The following is a 21,077-nucleotide window of genomic DNA, read 5'->3' on the forward strand; positions in this document are numbered from 1 at the left end:
TCTTGTCTCCTCCTAATCATTCATATACTTCATGTGATCTGCTACCATCATGGCAATCTTGAATGTCAGCGCATCCTCAAACACGCGGACATCCAGTCCTGTCTTCTTCTGGATCTTCTCCAGCCTGTACACCAGCGTATTGCGGTGCACGTACAACTGCCTCGCAGTCTCGGATATATTCAGGTTATTGTCAAAGAATGTATATACCGTCGTCAGTTCTTCCTCCTCGAACTGGCCGGCCACATCCCCGTCAAACACCTCTTTTAAAAACATCTCGCACAGGGACGCCGGGAGCTGATGGATCAGCCGCCCGATTCCCAGTTCATTGTATGCCAGAATGTTTTTATCCACATAGAACACTCTTCCCACCTCAAGCGCCATATCTGCCTCTTTGTAGGATCTGGATACCTCTTTTAACTCATCCACGATGGTTCCGTAAGATACCCGGACGCTTACCATGGCTTCCATATTCAGCGTATCCACAAGCACTTTCGCTATCTGGTTCAACTGTCCATAGCCATCCGTATTCTCAAGGGCCTTTACCAGGATTACATGCCTCTCGTCAACGGCTGTCACAAAATCCTTAGTGCCAGTGGCATATAGCCCCTTAAGCGTCTCCAGAATCAGGCTCTCGCCCTCATTCTTGGCCTCGATCAGAAATACCGTCCGTTTAAGTTCTGTCGGAATCTTCATCTTCTTCGCCTGGTTATATACATCTACCAGCAGCATATTATCCAGAATAAGGTTCTGGATAAAACGGTTCTTATCCATTCTCTCCTTATATGCATACAGAAGGTTGGCAAGCTGGCTGGCTCCCATCTTTCCCGCTATGGACATCTGGGGATCCTGCCCCATCAGCGCCAGTATATAGGCCGGCTCGTCTTCGTCGCATACAAGGAACAGCCCGGCGGCGGCGTCCTCCGCCTGTTCTGGCTCTTTAAGCGCCTTCCGGCAGAAAGAGGCCACCTCTTTTTCCAGCCCCAGCATCCTTTCGCTGGTCATTACAAGACATTTGGCATCCATATCCCAGACGCCGCACTCAAGCCCTGTAATACGCTTTATATCCTGTACAGTTTTATGCAATATCTGATTCGATAACAATCGTTACCCTCCTGTTCTGCTAAATGCATGTTCTATTCTACCATATGTTAGAAATCATGTCTAATATTTTGCCCTTAAGTCCCCCAATCATCAGCATGTCCGTACTTTTCCTACATTATAGCACAAAATTTTCTCCGGCTTAACACAATTGTCTCCTTATCATTATTATGATATACTTTAAGAAAAAATAGGAGATGGAAAAATATGTCAATCAGCAATACGAAGACATCTAAAAAAGAATTAGCTTACATACAGATCAAGAATTCCATTATGAACAATGAATTTACTTCGGATACCTCGCTGACTGAAGCCTTTTTATGCGAGCGCTTCGGCTTTAGCAGAACTCCGGTCCGGGAAGCTTTGCAGCGTCTTGCCAGCGAAGGATTCGTTTCCTTTTATCCTGACAAGGGCTTTTTCGTTGCCCAGTTAAGCCTGGAAGATTTCCTGCAGATATATGAGATGAGGGAGGCCTTGGAGGGAATGGGCGCCCGTCTTTGCACTATGAGAATTACAGCAGCCGAACTAAAGAATCTGTCCAGCCTGCTCGACCAGTGCATCGATAGTTATAATAAAAATGATCTCGTAAAAGCCATGGAATATGACATGGAATTTCACCGCCTAATCATACACGCTTCCAAGAACAGTCGCATGGAGGCGACCATCAAGAACCTGATCGAGTTAAGCAATTGCATCGTAGTAAAAGCGGATCGCGAGATCACCAGCCAGTCCATAGAGGAACACAGAGTCCTGCTGGAAGCTATTCAGAATAGTAATGAAGCGCTGGCAGAAGAATTGATGCGAAAGCATGTTGTTACTTCTAAGAAATATCATTTTAACCGTTATTATATGGGAGAATATAATTAACTCGCCGCAAGGAAAGCCAGGATATGCACGCACTGCATACCCTGACTTTTGTATTTTATATGGCATCTATTCGTAGTATTTCAAAAGCGCCTGCATGCCAGCCTCGTTAAGGCCCGCATCCGCCAGCCTCTCATATTCATGTAGAATATCTTTAAGAACCGGCAGGTCGAGCGAGATCGCATCTGCTTCTTTAGCAGCAATGCGCATATCCTTTACAAAATGCTTTATAAAGAACCCGGCGCTAAAGTCTCCCTCCAGCATCTTCGGACCATTAATATCCAATTGCCTGCTGGCAGCCGCGCCTGTAGATACGGCCCTGTAATAGGCATCCGTATTCAGGTCATGGGCTTTGGCGTACGCCACCGACTCGGCCATGCCGGCCAGTATGCCCGCAAGCAGAATCTGGTTTGCCATCTTTGTATGCTGGCCACTTCCAATCGGACCCTGATAGTTTATATTGGAGCCCATGCAGGAAAGCACCTTGCGACACGCTTCGCAGTCCTCTTCTTCGCCGCCTGCCAGAATCGACAGAATTCCATCTCTGGCTCCCGTATCTCCGCCGGTTACTGGCGCGTCCATAAAATGAAGGCCCCGTTCCTTCGCCTTTTGGAAGATGATTTTTTCAAGGCTTGGCTCCGTAGTGGTCATATCAACCAGATACGTTCCTTCATCCGCATTCTCTATGATTCCGCCTTTCCCCAGATATAGCGCCTCCACAACAGCCGGAGTCGTCACCATCGTGATAACTGCATCCTGCTTCTTCACGGTATCTGCCAGGCTGCCCCTGTAAAAGGCTCCTTCCTCCACCAGATCTTCTACCGCCTCGCTTCTTACATCATATACCGTCATCTCATATCCATTTCGCATCAGATTGCGAATCATCCATTTACCCATGATTCCCGCACCAATAAATGCTATTTTCTCCATATTGCCTTCCTCCTCAAACTTGAAGCCTTCTCTGCTATCCTATCTAGATAACTACTTCCTCTTTTGTATCAATGGCTTCTATCATCGCCGGGATTACTTCATTAAGATCTCCCACAATTCCAAAATCACACACTTTAAAGATAGGAGCGGCCGCATCCTTATTAATTGCAACAATGTACTTTGATTCCTCCATGCCAGCCAGATGCTGGATCGCGCCAGAGATGCCGCAGGCAATGTAGAGCCCGGGCCTAACTGTAGTGCCTGTCTGCCCGACCTGATGGCTGGCATCAATCCAGCCTGCGTCCACGGCTGCCCTGGAGGATCCTACTTCTCCACCCAGTTTCTCCGCCAAGGCCCGAATCAGCCCAAATCCTTCCGGACTTTTTACGCCCCGGCCGCCGGATACGATAATTTCTGCCTCTGTCAAGTTCACCGCCTTCTTCTTTTCTTTCATGATTTCCAGCAGTTCTACCCGGATATCACTGGCTTCCAATTCGGGGGTAAGTTCCAGGATCTTTCCGTATGCTTCCGGGCTGCTCTTTGCTTTTTCCATTACGCCGGGCCGCACGGTAGACATCTGCGGACGATTCCTTGGACATATGATGGTTGCCATTAAGTTGCCTCCAAAAGCCGGTCTTGTCATTAATAACTTTCCATCCTCTTTGTCAATTTCTAATCTGGTGCAGTCAGCAGTCAGTCCCGTCCCGATTCGCGCCGCTATTCTGGGTCCCACATCCCTTCCAATACTAGTGGCCCCAACAAGCACGATCTCCGGCTTTTGCTGAAGAATCGCATCCGAGATAGCCTTCGCATATCCCTCCGTGGAGAAATGCTTTAACAGCGGATGCTTCAGATAAAAGATGCCATCTACGTGATAATGGAGTAGTTTTGCTATTTCTTCATCAATGTCATATCCTGGTACCGCCACATACAATTTTTTCCCGGCCTCATCCGCCAGTTTTCTTCCTTCTCCTATCAGTTCAAGCGTAACCGGATGAAGTTTTCCTTCTCTTTGCTCGCCAATCACCCAGATATCCTGATATTCGTCCAGATTAATGTCTTGATTCACTTTTGCTCTTGCCATATCCGTTCCTCCTATATCAGTTTCAGGCTTGAAAGTTTATCTACAAGCATAACCGCCTTCTCTTTCCCGTTTAGCCCTTCCATCATCTCTGTATGCTTCTCCTTTATGGGTACAAATGACCGGAATACATTGGTCGGAGAGCCTTTCAGCCCGATCTGGGTGTGATCTATATCCAAATCATCAAGCGCCAGCGTGCCAATCACATCCTCTCCATCATAATATTTGAATATACTGCTAATCTTAGGATACCTAGGCTGGTTCAATTCCTTGATCGCCGTAAAAAGAACCGGCCCTTTGACTGCCATCCGATAACTGCCAGTCTCTGTATGCCTGATAACTTCAAATCCCCCGGGGCCCATCTTTATTTCTTTTACATATGTAATCTGCGGAATTCCCAGAAATTCAGCGATTTCCGGCCCTACTTGGGCTGTATCCCCGTCGATCGCCTGCCGTCCGCAGAATATTGCATCGTATGGCCCCGTCTTTTCTATGGCTGCTGCCATGATCGTCGCCGTCGCCCATGTGTCGGATCCTCCAAAGGCCCGATCCGATACCAGCCATGCCTCATCCGCTCCCATCGCCAGCGCCTCTTTTAGCGCGGCTTTCGCTTGCGGCGGCCCCATGCTAAGGACGGTTACACGGGCTTCCTCTTCTTCCTTTAGTGCCAGGGCTGCTTCAAGGGCATTCTTATCATCCGGGTTGATAATGCTCGGAACTCCTTCCCGGATCAGCGTGCCAGTTTCCTGGTTAATCTTAACTTCGTTGGTATCCGGTACCTGCTTAACGCATACTGCTATCTTCATAATGTCCCTCCTATTTGCCCAGCATTGCTCTGGATATAACCACCTTATGGATCTCGGAAGTACCCTCGTATATTTCTGTAATCTTGGCATCCCGGTACATCCGCTCCAGCGGATAATCCTGCATATAGCCATAGCCGCCATGAATCTGCAGTGCAAGATTTGTTACAAAGCGGGCATTCTCAGAGGCGTTCAGCTTTGCCATCGCCGCTTCCTTCGTATAGGGCTTACCCGTATCCTTAAGGGATGCCGCATAATAGACCAGCCATTTGGCTGCTTCCGTCTTTGTCGCCATATCCGCAATGTACCACTGGATTCCTTGCAGTTTTGCAATCGGCTTGCCAAACTGGACTCTTTCCTTTGCATACTTGACTGCCAGTTCCAGGGCTTCCTCCGCCAATCCTAGGGCCTGGGCGCCCACGCCGATTCTTGCGCCATCCAGCGCCGACATGGCAATCCCAAATCCTTTTCCTTCTTTTCCTACCAGATTCTCTTTCGGTACCCTACAGTTGTCAAAGATAAGTTCTGCCGTCTCTGAGGCATGGATACCCATTTTCTCTTCGACTTTTCCTACGCCAAAGCCGGGAGTCCCTTTCTCTACTAGGATACAGCTCATTCCTTTCAGCCCCTTCTTCGGATCCGTCAGGGCAAATACCAGAACCACATCCGCCTGGCTGCCTCCCGATATAAAGCACTTGGTTCCATTTAGCACATATTCTCCTGTCTCTTCGTCAAGCATGGCCGTCGTCTTTGCCGCTCCCGCATCAGACCCGGCATCCGGCTCTGTGAGTGCAAAGGCTCCTAGGCAGCCACCCCTCACAGCCGGGGGAATGAACTTCCTTTTTTGTTCTTCGGATCCAAAATGCAGCAACACTTGGGGAAAAATAGAATGAATAGACAAGATTGCCGCCGAGGCTGCGCATTTCCTGGCAATCTCAGAAACCACGATAACCTTATCCACGTCCGTACCGCCGCATCCGCCATATTCTTCCGGTATTGATATGCCCGTAAGCCCCAGATCTGTCATCTTCTGAAACGTCTCTGATGGAAATACGCCCGTCTTATCAATCTCTGCAGCAATCGGCTCAATCTCCCGCTCTACGAATTCCCTTACTACCTTCTGCAGCATTCGCTGCCCTTCTGTCAAATTAAAATCCATACATTCCTCCTGTCCGATATATGGCAGTTCTACGCCTTAACTACCGTTACAATGCCATCATCCATCCATCTCAGGATATCTTCCCGCGGATATCCCAATTCTGCCAGAATCTCCTCGGAATCTTGTCCCACAAGCGGCGCATCGTAGTCATTTCCTGCCTTGACGCTTCCAAACTTGACCGGCGTTGCCGCATACATCGTCTTGGTGCCGTCCCGATTGCTGCGCTCCATAATATACTGATTTTCAATCGCCTGTGGATCACTCAGCACATCTTTCACATGCTGTATCCTTTCATGTGCAATATCCGCCTTTGTCAGTCTCTCCACCATCTCATCCTGCGTATGCTTCCTAAATTCCTGATCCAGAATTCGAATCAGAACTGCGGCATTCTTCTTCGCTTCGAGCGTGGTAGATAATCTGTCATCTTCCGCCAGGTCCGCCCTGTCAAGAACCTGATCGCAAAGAATCCTGAAATACCGCTCATGCTCCAGTATGCTTAAAAATATCCATCTTCCGTCTTTGCACTGATAAGAATTGATTACTGGGGATATGGCTTCTTTCCTGGATTTGGGATATTCATCCTCATATTGGGTGGATGCTACCAGGGCGCCTACATTCCAGATGGCCTGCCCGAAAAGAGATACCATTACTTTATCTCCTTTTCCGGTTCTAAGCTTCCGATATAAAGCCGCACAGATTCCTCCCGCAAGACTGCAGCTGGTCACGCTGTCGCCGAATGCGATTGGCGGATTGATGGGATTTGTATCCCTCTCTGCAATATCCATCATCGCACCACTGCGCGCCCAATAGGCTACCGTATCAAATCCCGGGTTATCTTTGGCCGGGCCATAATCTCCAAATCCATTTACCTGTGCCCATATCAAATGGGGATGTCTGTCACACAGCGACTCATAGTCCAGACCCAGCCGTTTTAATGCTCCGGTTCGATAACTGGTAACCAAGACATCCGATTTTCCCAGCAGACGGTCCATAATCTCTTTACCTTCTGCTGACTTTAAATTGACGGACAGGCCTCTTTTATTAGAATTATATGTGGTATAAAATGGGTTGCAATCATTGTCGGCGGGGCAGGTCATGCCTGCCCCCGTCCCCCTTCCCGGATCTCCAAATGCCGGCTCTACCTTGATTACATCGGCACCCCAATCAGCCAGAATCTTTGCCGTTCCGGGACCTGCGACAAAATATGTCAAGTCTACAACTTTTACGCCCTCTAATGGTTTATTCAGCATAATGCTCCTCCGTCCTGCCACTATCTGTTGCGAAACTTTGCCTTTCTTTTCTCCAGAAATGCTTCCATTCCTTCTTGTTTATCATCTGTTCCAAACGTTATGCCGGCGATATCCTTCTCCAGCTCCAGCCCCTTTCCCAGATCCATGTCCGCGCCCTTCGTGATCGCGACCTTTGCATACCGGACTGCCATTGGCGCTTTCTCCGCGATCAGCCTCATGATATCCATCGTTTCTTCTTCCAGCCGTTCTCCTGGCACAACCTTATTTACAAGGCCTATTTCATATGCTTCCTGGGCTTTTACTTTTCGTCCGGTATAGATAAGTTCCTTGGCACGCCCTATTCCTACCAGTCTTGTCAGCCTCTGGGTTCCGCCAAAACACGGAATCACCCCCAGGTCTACCTCTGGCTGTCCAAATACGGCTTTTTCGGAAGCTATACGGAAATCACAGGAAAGGGATAATTCGCATCCGCCGCCCAGAGCATACCCGTTCACCGCAGCAATTACTGGCTTTTCCAGCGCCTCGATCCGATTGAAGACCTTCTGTGCATAACCTGCATAGTTCCTGGCATCCTCACATTTATAGTCCTTCATCTGTACGATGTCCGCCCCCGCCGCAAAGGCTCTGCCTTCGCCTGTGATGATGACGCCCAGAATATCCTCCGTATTCTCCAGACTCTCAAATATCAGATCCAGTTCTTCCAGCGTCTTACTGTTCAGCGCATTCAGCGCCTCGGGCCTATTCAATGTAAGCAGCGCGATCTGCTCTCTCATCTCGCACCGTATGTTGCTTAATTGATTCATGATCTCATAAACTGTTGCCATAGCATTCCCTCCCAAGCCCTGTCTATCCTACAGATGCTCATAGAATCCTGTGCGTTTTAACGTATCAATCGGCTGCCACCCTTCGCTTCCCGGCTCCTTCAGGCAAGGCTCTATCTCCTCTTCCTTGCGCATGGTCACCTTTTCCGTCGGAGGAACCGTACCTGCAGGATAGGCCTCTAGTATCTCTTCGCAAAGAATCGTAAGATACCTGAGGATCGCCGCAATCGGACGCTTTCCTTTCTGGGCCGTGGCAATGGATGGCGTGCCAATCACGCCGCCGGGCGTGGCTTTCCATTCAATCGTATTATGTCCTTGGCTCTGCGCCCAGGTGGCTCCGCGGCGGAGGGTATCGCAGGACTTATCAATCCATCCGTCCGGAAGAAGTGGCTCGCCCCATGCATCTTTTACCGCGCTCATATCGATCATGTCCTTGAACATCAATAAGCCGCAGGCTGTCTCAGCCTCATCCGCATGGACGAAATGGGTTTCCATACTGTCTTTTTTATGTACCGGAATAAAGAATTCCCTTACTGCCCGATGCCATTCTACCAGCTGGTAGATGCCCGGCAGCTGATATCGCTTGCAGAATTCCTGAATCGCTCCTTCCAGATTCCAGGTCTGCCCATGGTTATTTACGAGAATAATCTTGCGGTAGCCGTCATTCCATAGCCCTGCCATCATGGCAATCACGCTCTCTTTGACAACATCATCCGGCATAATGACCGTGCCGGGCATTCCAATATGATGATACGGATGTCCGCCATAATTCAGAGGGCTGAACGCAAGATTGACTTCGCATCCTTTTTTGGCAGTATACCTTCTGACGCCTTCGATAATCTGGCTGGCATTAAAGGTATCAAGGCCCGTATTCAGATGCATCCCATGATTCTCCGTTGATCCGATCGGTACCAGCACGATATCGTTCTTACGGCGTTTTTCAATCTGCTGGCATCGGGGCGTATTCTGGATATAGCATCCTGGCGTTCCTAATTCGGAAGGGGAGGGAATCTCATATTCAGACAGAATTGCATCTATCTCCTCTTCGCTGGCATCCCAGATTTCCTTTTTCATTCTCCCTACCTTTGTATCCTCGAATACGATTGACGGGGTCTCTTCCACTGTGTACCACTTTGTTTCCTGCATAATTTTATCCTCCTTAATAATAATTAATTTACCAGCATATAACCTCTGATCAGGGCAGCCAGTTCCGCATATCCATCCAGAAATGATTTCAGGGTCTTCCTTGTTGCGCCATAGTCATCAAATTCCTCAGCCGCCATGCCATCCTCATCGTATGCTTTGCGGAAATCTTCGAATCGCTCATACAGCGTGTCAACATATTCTTGTCTTACAGGGTTGTCTATTCTGTTCTCTACGGCGATCCTGCTGCTATTAATCTTCTTCTGCCATCCATATGCGATCGTAAGCACCAGGTCGCCGCCAATAAATTCGCTCCAATGATAATGATTTCTCAGCGCTCCGAATAGAAGACGGGTATGATACTTTCTCTCCTGATAGATTCTATATGCCTTTTTCGCCACCGCTACGCCTGCCCATTCATAGCATTCCGGATCAATCAGTTCTCCGGACGCCTTGCCTACATCCTTAATCCAGTCATCCGTACGCCCTACCATGATCGTACACACCGGCGTCATTCCTTCTGTACCACGTCCCTCGGCCTTACGGCGGTCAAGCCCGCGTTCCACCGCCTCTGCCACCGCGATTGCCTGCGGCACCGTAAAACTTACGGTGGCATTAATATTCACACCCTGATAGGTTGCTTCCTCAATCGCTTCGATTCCTGCTTTTGTGACAGGTATCTTAACTTGAATGTTAGGCGCCAGAGTACTAAAGTGAACCGCCTGCTCCGTGATCTTTTCTGCATTGCGGTAATACTTTGGGTTGGTCTGCATGGACAGACGCCCTTTTTGTCCTTTGTACTCCTCGAACGCTGGCAGCAGCAGTTTTGCGCCTTTGCATGCCATCTCTTCAATCAGCTTCCAGGCGATCTCATCCTCTGTGGAATCCGCCATCTCCCGAATCAGTTCATGGATTCTTCCTTCCCATAAAGGCATCTCCTTCTTTAAGACATTAAGGACGATGCTTGGATTGGTAGTTGCCCCAACTGCTCCATTTCCAATCGCATAGTTCAATTCTTCGATGGAGCACGAGTCATTCCACACATCCGTTTTTCCTGTCTGGGATGTCAAGTATAATGGTGTTTTCATTCTTCTTTCTCCTTTCATCTGTCTGGCCTAAACTTCTAAAAGATACTTAAGTCCTTCTCTTGCCGCTGTAATCCCATCCGGAATCCTCAGGCACTCAAGGCTTACATAACCTTCATATCCAAGATCGGCCAGCGCGTCAAAGACCGGTTTAAGTTCAACATGTCCTGCCCCCGGATACATGCGGTTGCTGTCCGCAATATGGAAATATCCCAATGCATCGATATTTTTCCTGATACTATCTTCGATCGACGCCTCTTCTATATTCATATGGAAAACATCCATAAGAACCTTGGTAGCTGGCAATTCATAACGCCGGATAAAGTCCGTAATCTCTCCAGCCTTATTCATGTAGTTGCTCTCATACCGGTTGATGGCCTCCAGCATCAGCGTTACTCCCTTTTTCTTTGCGTAATCTGCCGCCTGCCTCAGATTCTCTGCCAGAACCGCTTCCCATCGGTCATATTCTTCCATATCCTTGATATCGCCTTTCAGACGCCCTATCAGAAGGCAGCTGTCTATCCTGGCTGCAAGGTCGACGAACCGTTTCAGCCGCTCTACCGCTTCTCTTTGTATCTTTTCATCTTCATGAATCAGGCAAAGTCCTTCTTTTGCGTATGCAAGCCCAGTCGCGATCCCGGAGATTTTGATGTTGTATTTTTTGCATGTGGCCTTTAATTCTTCAACATTAACGGTTTCAGGATTCTGAACATGGATCTCCAAAGCCGGATATCCTATCTCTGCTGCCAATCTTACATTTTCTATTAACTCATCCGTCAGTAGGACCGGCTCATTCCTGGCCGGATTGACTGAGCTTGCTACGCTGAACTTGAATCTGGCCTTCTTTCTCTCTTCGTCCATATAATGCTCCTCCTTTAATTGAGATTCATATCATTCGATGTATTGTATGCAATAAGTATACAATTACGCTTTTGTTTTGTCAACGAATTTACTATATTATTAAGCGTTTTGTGGCAGTTGTACAAATTATCTTTCAATTATTCGTGAATTATTTTTAAATTATTTATTTTTATAAAATACTAAAAGTATACATTATGTTTGTATAAAAAAGAGAGATTCCAGGCGGAGTCTCTCTTTTTTAGTTTACTTGTTTTCCATTCCCTTATACGTAAGCATAACCTTGCGGGCAATATCCTTATGATTTGCCGCCATATCAAACGCAGCGTGAATATCTTCAAAATCAAAATGATGGGTATTCAATGCCGCAAAATCATACTTATCTTTAATCTTAGACATGAATCGGATTGTCCTTGGGAACCATCTCTCAGGGCCTGCCACGCCTGCAATCCGCATCGTCTTCCAGATTGTTTTTCCAATCTCTACAGGAACCTTGCGTCCAATAGAATGCCCAATTACGCCCACTCTTGCGCTCTGTCCGGCAATATCGAACAGGGAGGCAATTCCTACATCATTCCCCGAGCATTCAATGACCACATCCGCTCCTCTTCCATTCGTAAGTTCCTTGATCTGCTCCTCCACAGGCGCGGCCGTAGGATCCACCGCCAGATTGGCTCCATAGCGGAGCGCGTTCTCTCTGCGTGCCTCCAAAGGATCGATCACAATAACGGTAGCACCTGATTCGGCGCACACCATGCTTGCACATAGCCCGATCGGCCCTCCTCCAATGATCGCTACCGTGTCGGATGCATCGGGATTGCAGCCATTATACCACACGCCGCCATACCCGACATTGAATGTCTCAACCCAGGCGCCAAGTTCATAGGTCCAGTCATCCGGTATCACATGAAGATAAGCCTCTTCCAGGATCAGATACTCTCCCATGCCGCCAGGAGAATCCGGGCGGAATCCTACCTCCCGCATATTTAGGCAGGCAGACGGCAGTTTTCCATCTTTGCAGTTCGCACAGTTAAAACAGGCCAGCGCGCACTCTCCTACCACTTTATTTCCCGGCGCAATGGACGTAACCGCGCTTCCAACCGCTACTGCCTCGCCTGCCCACTCATGCCCTGGCGTATAAGGCGCAATATCATAACGTCCCTCCGCGGATTTCCCCTCAAAGCACTCTACATCAGACTGGCAGATGCCGCAGGCGCCCAATTTGACCAGGATCTGATTCGGCAGCAGTTCGGGAAGTTCCACCTCCTCTATTCTTAGATCTTTTGGTCCGTACATAAGAGCTTGTTTACATTTCATAATCTGTTACTCCTTTCATTTTCGTTTTTATAATTCCTTGCGGCTCTGCCCGCCATAAGCATGCAGACCGCTATGCACACCGGAAAAATATTCAGCAAGCCTATTCCTCGCCAGAAATCAGCCTCCGCAACCACTCCCACCAGCGACGGAAACAGCATAAATCCAACTGCTGCCGCCAGCGTAATAATGGCTGATACCGAACTCTTATACGCCGGGTACCTTCCATTGGCAATCGCAACGGCAATCGGCACCACGCCGCCTGCCGTAAATCCGGCAATGAAGTAGGCCGATATATACGCCAAGACGGCATCCAGCGCCGTTGCGCCGATAATAGCCGCCCCGCCCAGCAAATTCGCGCCGATGATATAGCGGTATGCGTTGAATCTCTGCGAATATCTGGCGCAGAACAGCCTCCCCAGGATAATTCCCATCCACAAGGCATATATCGGGTAATTGGCTTCTGTCGTACATGCCCCCAGACAACTCTTCATATAAGACGGAACCCACATGGAACATCCGCAAGAGAAGCCGGTATAACTCATCACACACAGGCACAGGAAGAGGATGTGCCTATTTTTCAAAACTTCCCATAATTGGCCAGGCTTTAATGGCTCCGTCTTCGCTGGCGGCGGGCAGGCCCTCTGGACCCCGTAATACGCGCATTGTATCGCAAGGCAGATTATGCCCAGCGCCGCAAAGACCCTTCTCGCAGGCATATTTCGTTCTAGCAGAAACGCAATGATAAGCGGTGCCAGCAAGGCCCCCATCCCAAAGCACGCATGCAGGATGCTCAAATGCTTCGAACTGTCTGCAGGGTAAAGTTCGCTGACATATGCATTTAAAGTTGAATCCAGCAGTTTCGTACTCGCTCCAATTATAAAAAACAGAATAAGCATTGCCAGGAAGGCCATCTTAAGCCCCAGCGCAAGCAGCGAGGCACAGTAGATGCCCGCAAGCGCCTTTACCATATGATCCAGACGGATATAGGAGGCAAACATTACGCCCAGCAGCAGGCCAATTATTCCTCCCCCACCCTGAAACAGCGAGAATAGGCCGGCCTCCCGCAGCGGAATCTGATAGTCTGCCATAAGAACCGGAAGCAGCGGCCCAACAGCCGTGACCGAAAAAGCGTATGCCATCATCAGGCAATACAGCGTTCCTGCCAGAACCTTCTTCTTATTCATAGCATCATCTCATCTTAATCAGGTTCTTGCCTCCCGAGGCTTTCTGCGTGTCGATGATCGCCTGCTCTGCCTCGTCCAGAGTATATCTTCCTGTAATCAGTTTTCTATAGTCAAATCGCCTGGACGCGATCAGGCCGATGACATTCTTAAAGATCGCATCTCCTGCGTGTCCATTGCTGCCGGTAACCCTGCCATTTCTCCAGATCATCTGCGCTACGTTTACCGGCGCGGCGTCATTCTTAGGACTATGCGCGATATTTACAATGGCTCCTCCTGCCGCTACGCTTAAGGACATCTGCGGATAAAGGATATCCGGCTTGCCCGCCGCTTCAATCTGCAGGTCGCATCCCCATCCGTGGGTATGTTCCATAATCACCTCTCTGGAACCAATGCCCTGTTTCGATAATTCCACCGGATTGAAGACGTAATCCGCGCCAAACTCTTTCGCCATGCGCTGCCTTTCTTCATTTACTTCAAACGCAAATATCTTCGCCATGCCAGCCTGCCTCATAAGCGCAATGCACCCCAGGCCGATCGCGCCCGCTCCGTAGACCGCGCCGTACGTGCCCGGCTTGATTCCCCCGGACTTGATAATGGTTCCATTGTACGCGATACCAGTAGGCTCCACCAATGCCCCCAATTCAAGGCCCTCTTCTACGCCATACGCTTCCACGATATCGTTAATGCTCCACACGAACTTCTTATTCACCTTGATGTATTCAGCCATGGCTCCCGGAATCGTAGAACCAGGCTCAAGCAGGTTATTGCACTGGTTAAAATGATATGTGCGGCACTCCTCGCAATATCCGCAGTACTGCATCTCCTCTGCCGTCACATAATCCCCTACCTTGAATGTATCTACGTCCTTTCCGATTTCCACGATCTCCCCGCAGAATTCGTGTCCTGGAATCAGCGGAAACCGGGTAAGCCACGCAAAGTTAATATAGCCATCCTTATCCTTTTCGTGAACATGTCCATCCGAACCGCACACGCCGCATGAGGCAACCTTGATCAGCACATCATCCGGTCCTACTTCCGGCACGTCAATTTCCTGGATTCCATATGTAGCATCCTTCCAAACCATTGCGCCGTTTCTCACGATGCCGGTACGCTGTTCGAATTCGTCAAACACATACCCGGGCTTGGGCTCTCTTTTTGCATTTACAACCAACGCTTTCATCTTCATAGCATTCTGCCTCCATTCTTCTTATATCCGCATCCCGACGCAGCGCCCATTATAGACCGCGTCAATAATTTTGCCAATCTGACCGCTGTCGCCTGCATAGTATACCTTCGCGCCAGCCGGCTCTGCCTTTAATTCCCTGGGCCTTAGCCCTGCCGCCAGAATAATCGTGTCCGCCTCAAGTTCAAAGACTTTCCCCGTCTCCATATCCTTCAGCGTCACGCTTCCTTCAGCGATCTCTTCCACTCGAGTGCTGACATACTGGCTTACTCCGTTTTCTTTTAACTTGATCATCATGGTCGCACGGTTGTAAGAATCCATATCAGCGCACAGCTGCGGCAGCATCTCTATCACAGCAATATTCTTCGGCTTCGCCCCTTCTCTTACTCTGGCTCCGTATTCAATGTCTTCGTTGAAATTCTTGATCCTCTTGTATTCGATCTCTACCGCTTCATCGCAGAAATATTCTGCCGTCTCGCATCCGGATACGCCGCCTCCAATGATCACCACATTCTGGCCTACCCGCTCCGGAGCCGTAAGCGCCTCCACGGCAGTGATGACATTGTTCCCTTCGCTGCCTTTGATAACTCTCATAAATTCTGCGCCACAACTGATCACTACGGCATCCGGCTTTTCCTGATCCATTAACTCCGAAGTATATTCCCGCCCTGTCACGACTTTGACTCCGGCCTTCTTCAACTGGCAGTCATAGTAGCGAATCAAGTCTTTTATCCTCTGTTTTCCCGGTGGAACGGCTGCCGCGATCAAAGTCCCGCCGATCGCCTCCTGCTTCTCATACAGCGTAACGTCATGGCCTCTTCTCGCGGCTGTAAGCGCAGCTTCCATCCCCGCGGGGCCCGCGCCTGCTACAACCACTTTTTTCGCTGCATCAGCCTTTTGCGGCTCATCTTTCCAGATCCACTCCCTTCCGGTCCAGGGATTGATCGCGCATCTAAGGCTTCTGCCCATTGTCATCTTCGTCAGGCATTCCTGGCAGGAGAGGCAATATCTGACCGGCTCCTCATCCTCGCCCAGCACCTTCAGGCAATATCTGTCATCCGCCAGCAGCTGCCGGCCGAAGCATACCATATCCGCCACTCCTTCCGAGACGATGCTTCTTGCCATCTGGGGTTCCCTGATGCCGCACGCATAGATGACCGGAATCTTTACCGCTTCTTTAATCCGCTTTACATTTTCAATGTTATATCCTTCCAGGGGCGTCAGGCTGTACGGCCTGATGTTAAATATATAGGAAGCCGTCATTCCCGTCGATACATCTATGGCATCCACGCCATACTGCTCCAGCATCATCGCAATCTGCACCGCCTCATCAATCTCAATACCGCCCGCAAAGAATTCGTCCGAAGATATCCTCACCATGATTGGAAATTTCGCGCCAATTCTGGCTCTTGTCTTATCGATCACATTCTTTATAAAGCGAAGGCGGTTCTCAAGGCTGCCCCCATATTCGTCCTTCCGCTTATTATAGACAGGGGACAAGAACTGGGACATTAAATAGCCATGCGTAGCATGTAGGGTAATCGCGTCAAATCCTGCTATTTTTGTCCAATATGCGGCCTCGGCAAACTGATCCTCGCAGTCCTCTACTTCTTCAAGCGTCATCGCGTGGACCGGCTCGTCTACATAATGGCTGACATTGGAAGAAGATACCTTTCTCCCGATCGCTCCTTCTGAGCCATAGTGGGCTAATTCCGCCGAGATCTTTACGCCATAGCTGTGCACCCGATCCGTCAGGTTAAACCAGCCCGGCACATATTTCTCATCATAGATCATCGGCTGAACGCCATGGTTCTTTGGCTCCGGCACCACGGAAAGTGCCTCCATCACCATTAGCCCCACGCCCTTTTTGGCCCGGTCCGCATAGAATTCGATCATCTGCGGCGTAACTCCGCCAAGTTCGTTAGAATAATTCGAATTCATAGGCGGAAGCACCGTCCGGTTCTTCACAAGCATAGTTCCGATTCTGATAGGTTCATTAATGCTGCTCATACATATCCCTCTTTTCTTCCAATATCACTTTATATGTTCAGTTCTTCAAGCGTCCTTACCCTTACCGGAGCGCCGGTTTGAAGTGCCTCCTTGACCGCCAGGCCGATCAGCATAGGGCGCAGTCCGTCAATGCCAGTGACAGGCGTCTCAGTATCGTCCGCGATCGCCTCTGCAAATCGGGATATCTCTTCTCCATACGTCCGTTCATAACGCTGAGGGAAAAAGTACAGTGGCTTTTCGCTTTCTACCGAATCGGCTGTATAGAGCAGCGTAGACGTAGGCACCTTATTTTCCGTCCTCACGCATCCCTTAGAGCCAAATGCCTCGATTCTCTGATCAAATCCATATACCGCCTGCCGACTGTTGTCAATCACCGCAATTGCCCCATTCTCCAGCCTCATGATAATCACCAGAGTATCCACGTCTCCCATTTCTTTTAACTCAGGAAAGAAGTTCGTCTCTCCCATGGCATACACTTCAGTCACCTCGCTGCCGGAAAGGTAGCGTATCAGGTCATAATCATGGATCGAAGTATCCAGGTAAAAACCACCGGATCGCTTCAGATAATCAAGCGTAGGCAGGGCCGGATCCCGGTTGGTGCTCTTAATGATATGCAGATCTCCGATCTTGCCTTCCCGGATCATTTCCCGCACTTTCTTATGATCCTCATCAAATCTTTTATTAAATCCGACTTGCAGTTTTACATTATTTTTCTTTACTACTCTTAATGCGTCTAAAATACGCTCTACATCGAAATCAATCGGCTTCTCGCAGAAGATATGCTTCCCCGCCTCAGCCGCTTCTTTGATGAATTTGGCATGAAGATCGGTAGTCGTCGTAATCATGACCCCTTCTATTTCCGGATCTTCCAGGATCTCCCGATAGTCTGCGGTCACATTCTCTATCCCTACTTCTTTCGCCCAGTCTTTCACGGAATCAATATATATGTCCGCAACCGTCTTAATCTTTACATTTCCCGCAAAGCGCACGACGCTCTCCGCAAGTACGCGCCCCATTCTTCCGGCGCCGATCATTCCCAGTTTCACAGTCCTCGCCATAATAGACACCTCCTAGTCTTCCGTCTGCTCCCTTAATAGCCTCTCGTAAAAGGCCATCATATCATAATCCACCATCTCCACCTTCATCCCGCCGACCTTGTCTGCGTCAATGTAAGCAAATCCTTCTTTTGCGTCTCCTTCGATATATCGGAATCCTTTTTCTTCAAAATTATGGATTTCCTTCTCCAGATCGTCCACCTGGAAGCATATATGGTCAACGCCTTCTCCATGTTCTTCCAGAAAATCTGCATGGACGCAGTCGCCGGACAAGCATTCGATCAGTTCAAAGACAACCGGCCCCAGCTTGCACAGCGCCAGCCGGTTATGCTGGGGACGCTTTCTCCCGTAATAGTTAGCGGCCTCTACATCCGAATCCATAATGGCAAACGGTCCCATTCCGAAGTTCTTTTTATAATACTCCATAGCCTCATCCAGATCCTTTACGCATACGCCGATCTGTACCAGCCTCTGTGCGTCAAACATCTCCCACGCCTCCTTTAAGATGATTTTTTATTGCCTATCACATCAATAAAAACTGCTCCCACAAGCACGATGCCCTTAATTACATACTGCCAGGACGAGTCTACATTCATCAGGCTCATGCCATTGTCAATGCTAGACATGATCAAGGCTCCTATGATGACTCCCGATACCTTGCCAACGCCTCCGGATAGACTGGCGCCTCCGATTACCGCGGCGGCGATCGCATCCATCTCTCCCATAACCCCTGCGGAAGGGGTGGCAGAATTGATGCGGGCAGTCAGAACGACCGATGCCACGGCCGCAAGGCTGCCGCTGATGGCGAATGCGAGCATAACGTTGCGTTTCACCGGGATTCCCGAATATCTTGCCGCCTCCATGCTGCCTCCGATCGCATATACGCTGCGCCCATAGGTTGTCTTTTCCGCAATAAATCCAAACAGCGCGACAACCGCCAGCATAATAAGGAATGGAATCGGCAGGCCTTCATACCGGTTTAGATACCATACGATTCCAAATGAGGTGATAACAGAAGCGGCAATTCGAACCGCCGTCTTCCACTTTGGCAGAGGCTCCAGCCCATTACGGATTCTCGCTTTCTGCCGCATCAGGGTGGATACAACGAATCCTGCCGCGACAAGCGCAGCCAATGCCCACCCTAATTCCTGCCTTAAGTTGGCCCTTCCGATGCTGACAAATGCCTGATTAGTAACTGATACCGCTTTGCTTCCCGTAATCAGATACAGCACGCCTCTCCATGCCAGATATCCGCCCAGCGTAGCAATGAAAGCCGGGATATCCGCATACGCGATCAGTATCCCCTGGAATATTCCCAGCAATATTCCTATTACAACCACGAATGCGATAGAGCCTACAACTCCAAATCCCCATTTCAACTGGGAAAGAGCACATATACCACCCAGGAGTCCCATCATAGACCCTACGGACATATCAATATTCTTTGTTACAATCGGAAAGAACACTCCGGCGGCGAGTATGCTGGTGGTAGCCATCTGGCGCACCAGATTGGAGATATTCCGCTCTGTCAGGAACAGCCCTTTTGTCAATATATGCAGGAAGAATGCCAATATAATGAATACAAGGACCATCGTAAATGAGCGCATCCGATTCAAATTTTGTACTTTTTGTTTATTCACCGTCATTTTTTCACCTCTGTCTCTATGCCAAATGTGCAGTTTCATCTGATCCGGAACCAGTCGCATATTTCATAATCACTTCCTGGTTCATCTCATTACGGTCTGCACAAGCAACAATTTTTCCTTCACGCATTACGATTATCCGGTCGCTCATCCCTAATATCTCAGGCAGTTCTGAAGATATCATAATTACAATTACTCCTTGCTTGACCAGTTCGTTCATAATCTTGTATATCTCTGCCTTCACAGCTATGTCTATCCCTCTGGAAGGCTCATCTAGTATCAAAACCTTCGAGTCGGTCAGCAGCCATTTGCCAATTACTACTTTCTGCTGGTTGCCTCCGCTCAGGTTCTCAACCTTCTGCTCGATCGAGGGCGTCTTGATCTGGAGATAGGAAACATACTTGTCGGCCTCCGCCGTCTCCCTGCTCCCATTGATAAACATCCGGAATATCTTTTTTAAGCTTGCAAGCGTGATATTTTCCTTTATGCTCATTCCCAATACTGCGCCGGCGCCTTTTCTGTCTTCCGGGACATATCCGATCCCACACCTGATCGCATCTATCGGATTATTAATTTTCATCTCTTTCTTATCAATATATACCTGCCCCGTGGTCTTTCCGGGAAGTGCCCGGATCAGGCCTTGGATCATCTCCGTACGGCCCGCTCCCACGAGCCCCGCTATTCCCAGGATCTCCCCATACCGCGCGCAGAAACTGACATGATCGACTAGCCGCCGATTCTTTTCTACCGCGTCATATACCGTCAAGTTCTTTACCTCGAAGCCAATCTCACCGCGCTCAAAGTTCTCCTTTGGAAACAGATTCTTAAGTTCCCGCCCCACCATCATATTGATCAGCTTATCCTTTGTGATATCTGCCACGTCCTCCGTACCGATATACTGGCCGTCACGAAGCACGGAGACTCGATCCGCCAATTCAAATACTTCGTCCAGGCGGTGGGAAATATAGATGCATGAGACGCCTCGCCTTCTCAGTTTATTTACAATCGTAAACAGTATTTCTACTTCCCCTTCCGATAGCGAAGCAGTAGGCTCATCCAGCACCAGCACTTTGGCATTGCGCTGCAGCGCCTTGGCTATCTCTACCAGTTGCTGCTGTCCCACGCCAAGTTCTTTTATCTTGGTCATGGAATCCACGGTAATTCCCACTTCTTTCAGCGCTTCCTGCGCCTCTGCCTGCACTTTCATCCAGTCAATTACGGAGAATCTGTTCGGCTGCCTTCCCAGAAATATGTTCTCCGCTATCGACAGTTCCTGTATCAGCTCGATTTCCTGATATATCGTGGCAATACCAGCATCCTCGGATTCGCGCACATTCGCAAACTGCCTCTGCCTGCCTTCTACAATCAGTTCTCCTTCAAAGGAACCCTTCGGATAGATTCCGCTCAGAATCTTAATAAGCGTAGACTTCCCCGCTCCATTTTCTCCGCAGACAGCATGAACCTCGCCATACTTCACCTTCAGGCAGACGTTATCCAACGCTTTTACTCCCGGAAACGACTTGCTGATCCCTCTCATTTCCAGGATATTTTTTTCCATGCTTTTCTCCATAAGAATTCTCCTCACAAGCGTGT

At 49.1% G+C, this 21,077-nt stretch carries 19 protein-coding genes; 1 reads left to right on the plus strand and 18 read right to left on the minus strand.

The genetic code is table 11. The features are described 5' to 3' along the window. Positions 1-12: 12 nt before the first annotated feature. Positions 13-1,101 (minus strand): PucR family transcriptional regulator, encoded by a 1,089-nt coding sequence (locus K0036_RS18375; protein ID WP_220430365.1) that lies wholly within the window; start codon positions 1,099-1,101, stop codon positions 13-15. 204 nt (positions 1,102-1,305) lie between these two features. Between K0036_RS18375 and K0036_RS18380 the strand changes: the two genes are divergently transcribed. Then, complete coding sequence (locus K0036_RS18380) at positions 1,306-1,965, plus strand: GntR family transcriptional regulator (RefSeq protein ID WP_025641131.1); 660 nt, start codon at positions 1,306-1,308, stop codon at positions 1,963-1,965. 66 nt (positions 1,966-2,031) lie between these two features. On the opposite strand, the gene K0036_RS18385 is transcribed toward K0036_RS18380, so the two are convergent. The 17 genes from K0036_RS18385 to K0036_RS18465 all read right to left on the minus strand — a co-directional run bounded on the left by K0036_RS18385 (position 2,032) and on the right by K0036_RS18465 (position 21,054). After that, entirely contained in the window at positions 2,032-2,892 is an 861-nt protein-coding gene (locus K0036_RS18385) for an NAD(P)-dependent oxidoreductase (protein ID WP_025641129.1), read from the minus strand. A 43-nt stretch (positions 2,893-2,935) separates the two neighbouring features. Then, positions 2,936-3,976: an electron transfer flavoprotein subunit alpha/FixB family protein gene (locus K0036_RS18390; protein ID WP_220430366.1), complete on the minus strand. Its 1,041-nt coding sequence runs from the start codon at positions 3,974-3,976 to the stop codon at positions 2,936-2,938. A gap of 11 nt (positions 3,977-3,987) precedes the next feature. Then, positions 3,988-4,779, minus strand: coding sequence for an electron transfer flavoprotein subunit beta/FixA family protein (locus K0036_RS18395; protein ID WP_220430367.1), 792 nt, complete (start codon positions 4,777-4,779; stop codon positions 3,988-3,990). A 10-nt stretch (positions 4,780-4,789) separates the two neighbouring features. Next, complete coding sequence (gene acrC / locus K0036_RS18400; protein ID WP_220430368.1) at positions 4,790-5,935, minus strand: acryloyl-CoA reductase; 1,146 nt, start codon at positions 5,933-5,935, stop codon at positions 4,790-4,792. A gap of 29 nt (positions 5,936-5,964) precedes the next feature. Next, a complete protein-coding gene (locus K0036_RS18405; protein ID WP_220430369.1) occupies positions 5,965-7,185 on the minus strand; it encodes a CaiB/BaiF CoA transferase family protein in 1,221 nt (406 codons plus the stop codon). Positions 7,186-7,205: 20 nt separating this feature from the next. Further along, positions 7,206-8,009 carry an enoyl-CoA hydratase-related protein gene (locus tag K0036_RS18410; RefSeq protein WP_330627170.1) on the minus strand — a complete coding sequence of 268 codons (804 nt, stop codon included), beginning with the start codon at positions 8,007-8,009 and terminating at the stop codon, positions 7,206-7,208. Between the two features lie 27 nt (positions 8,010-8,036). Beyond that, entirely contained in the window at positions 8,037-9,152 is a 1,116-nt protein-coding gene (gene iolN / locus K0036_RS18415) for a 3-dehydro-scyllo-inosose hydrolase (RefSeq protein ID WP_259283350.1), read from the minus strand. A 23-nt stretch (positions 9,153-9,175) separates the two neighbouring features. Further along, entirely contained in the window at positions 9,176-10,237 is a 1,062-nt protein-coding gene (locus K0036_RS18420; RefSeq protein ID WP_220430370.1) for a transaldolase family protein, read from the minus strand. Positions 10,238-10,264: 27 nt separating this feature from the next. Continuing rightward, on the minus strand, positions 10,265-11,095 hold the full coding sequence (locus tag K0036_RS18425) for a sugar phosphate isomerase/epimerase family protein (protein ID WP_220430371.1): 831 nt from the start codon (positions 11,093-11,095) through the stop codon (positions 10,265-10,267). Between the two features lie 243 nt (positions 11,096-11,338). Beyond that, entirely contained in the window at positions 11,339-12,409 is a 1,071-nt protein-coding gene (locus K0036_RS18430) for a zinc-dependent alcohol dehydrogenase (RefSeq protein WP_220430372.1), read from the minus strand. Beyond that, a complete protein-coding gene (locus K0036_RS18435; RefSeq protein ID WP_220430373.1) occupies positions 12,406-13,593 on the minus strand; it encodes an MFS transporter in 1,188 nt (395 codons plus the stop codon). Before K0036_RS18435 ends, K0036_RS18430 begins: the two co-directional genes overlap by 4 nt. 4 nt (positions 13,594-13,597) lie before the next feature. Further along, positions 13,598-14,779 carry an alcohol dehydrogenase catalytic domain-containing protein gene (locus tag K0036_RS18440; RefSeq protein WP_049948220.1) on the minus strand — a complete coding sequence of 394 codons (1,182 nt, stop codon included), beginning with the start codon at positions 14,777-14,779 and terminating at the stop codon, positions 13,598-13,600. Between the two features lie 21 nt (positions 14,780-14,800). Beyond that, the gene (locus K0036_RS18445; protein WP_220430374.1) at positions 14,801-16,786 is read right to left on the minus strand and encodes an FAD-dependent oxidoreductase; all 1,986 of its coding nucleotides are present in this window, start codon (positions 16,784-16,786) and stop codon (positions 14,801-14,803) included. A gap of 29 nt (positions 16,787-16,815) precedes the next feature. Beyond that, entirely contained in the window at positions 16,816-17,844 is a 1,029-nt protein-coding gene (iolG, locus tag K0036_RS18450; RefSeq protein WP_220430375.1) for an inositol 2-dehydrogenase, read from the minus strand. 12 nt (positions 17,845-17,856) lie between these two features. Continuing rightward, complete coding sequence (locus K0036_RS18455) at positions 17,857-18,327, minus strand: VOC family protein (protein WP_025641106.1); 471 nt, start codon at positions 18,325-18,327, stop codon at positions 17,857-17,859. A 14-nt stretch (positions 18,328-18,341) separates the two neighbouring features. Further along, a complete protein-coding gene (locus K0036_RS18460) occupies positions 18,342-19,487 on the minus strand; it encodes a sugar ABC transporter permease (protein WP_220430376.1) in 1,146 nt (381 codons plus the stop codon). A gap of 16 nt (positions 19,488-19,503) precedes the next feature. After that, complete coding sequence (locus K0036_RS18465) at positions 19,504-21,054, minus strand: sugar ABC transporter ATP-binding protein (protein ID WP_310593069.1); 1,551 nt, start codon at positions 21,052-21,054, stop codon at positions 19,504-19,506. Positions 21,055-21,077 lie beyond the last annotated feature (23 nt).

The sequence above is a fragment of the [Clostridium] scindens genome (assembly GCF_019597925.1).
Taxonomy (GTDB): domain Bacteria; phylum Bacillota; class Clostridia; order Lachnospirales; family Lachnospiraceae; genus Clostridium_AP.

Coding starts and splice junctions, on each gene's coding strand:
- iolG (WP_220430375.1), bottom strand. CDS start 17,844: ATGGCGAGGACTGTGAAACTGGGAATGATCGGCGCCGGAAGAATGGGG.
- K0036_RS18420 (WP_220430370.1), bottom strand. CDS start 10,237: ATGAAAACACCATTATACTTGACATCCCAGACAGGAAAAACGGATGTG.
- K0036_RS18435 (WP_220430373.1), bottom strand. CDS start 13,593: ATGAATAAGAAGAAGGTTCTGGCAGGAACGCTGTATTGCCTGATGATG.
- acrC (WP_220430368.1), bottom strand. CDS start 5,935: ATGGATTTTAATTTGACAGAAGGGCAGCGAATGCTGCAGAAGGTAGTA.
- K0036_RS18455 (WP_025641106.1), bottom strand. CDS start 18,327: ATGTTTGACGCACAGAGGCTGGTACAGATCGGCGTATGCGTAAAGGAT.
- iolN (WP_259283350.1), bottom strand. CDS start 9,152: ATGCAGGAAACAAAGTGGTACACAGTGGAAGAGACCCCGTCAATCGTA.
- K0036_RS18430 (WP_220430372.1), bottom strand. CDS start 12,409: ATGAAATGTAAACAAGCTCTTATGTACGGACCAAAAGATCTAAGAATA.
- K0036_RS18440 (WP_049948220.1), bottom strand. CDS start 14,779: ATGAAGATGAAAGCGTTGGTTGTAAATGCAAAAAGAGAGCCCAAGCCC.
- K0036_RS18390 (WP_220430366.1), bottom strand. CDS start 3,976: ATGGCAAGAGCAAAAGTGAATCAAGACATTAATCTGGACGAATATCAG.
- K0036_RS18460 (WP_220430376.1), bottom strand. CDS start 19,487: ATGACGGTGAATAAACAAAAAGTACAAAATTTGAATCGGATGCGCTCA.
- K0036_RS18465 (WP_310593069.1), bottom strand. CDS start 21,054: ATGGAGAAAAGCATGGAAAAAAATATCCTGGAAATGAGAGGGATCAGC.
- K0036_RS18425 (WP_220430371.1), bottom strand. CDS start 11,095: ATGGACGAAGAGAGAAAGAAGGCCAGATTCAAGTTCAGCGTAGCAAGC.
- K0036_RS18445 (WP_220430374.1), bottom strand. CDS start 16,786: ATGAGCAGCATTAATGAACCTATCAGAATCGGAACTATGCTTGTGAAG.
- K0036_RS18395 (WP_220430367.1), bottom strand. CDS start 4,779: ATGAAGATAGCAGTATGCGTTAAGCAGGTACCGGATACCAACGAAGTT.
- K0036_RS18405 (WP_220430369.1), bottom strand. CDS start 7,185: ATGCTGAATAAACCATTAGAGGGCGTAAAAGTTGTAGACTTGACATAT.
- K0036_RS18410 (WP_330627170.1), bottom strand. CDS start 8,009: ATGGCAACAGTTTATGAGATCATGAATCAATTAAGCAACATACGGTGC.
- K0036_RS18380 (WP_025641131.1), top strand. CDS start 1,306: ATGTCAATCAGCAATACGAAGACATCTAAAAAAGAATTAGCTTACATA.
- K0036_RS18385 (WP_025641129.1), bottom strand. CDS start 2,892: ATGGAGAAAATAGCATTTATTGGTGCGGGAATCATGGGTAAATGGATG.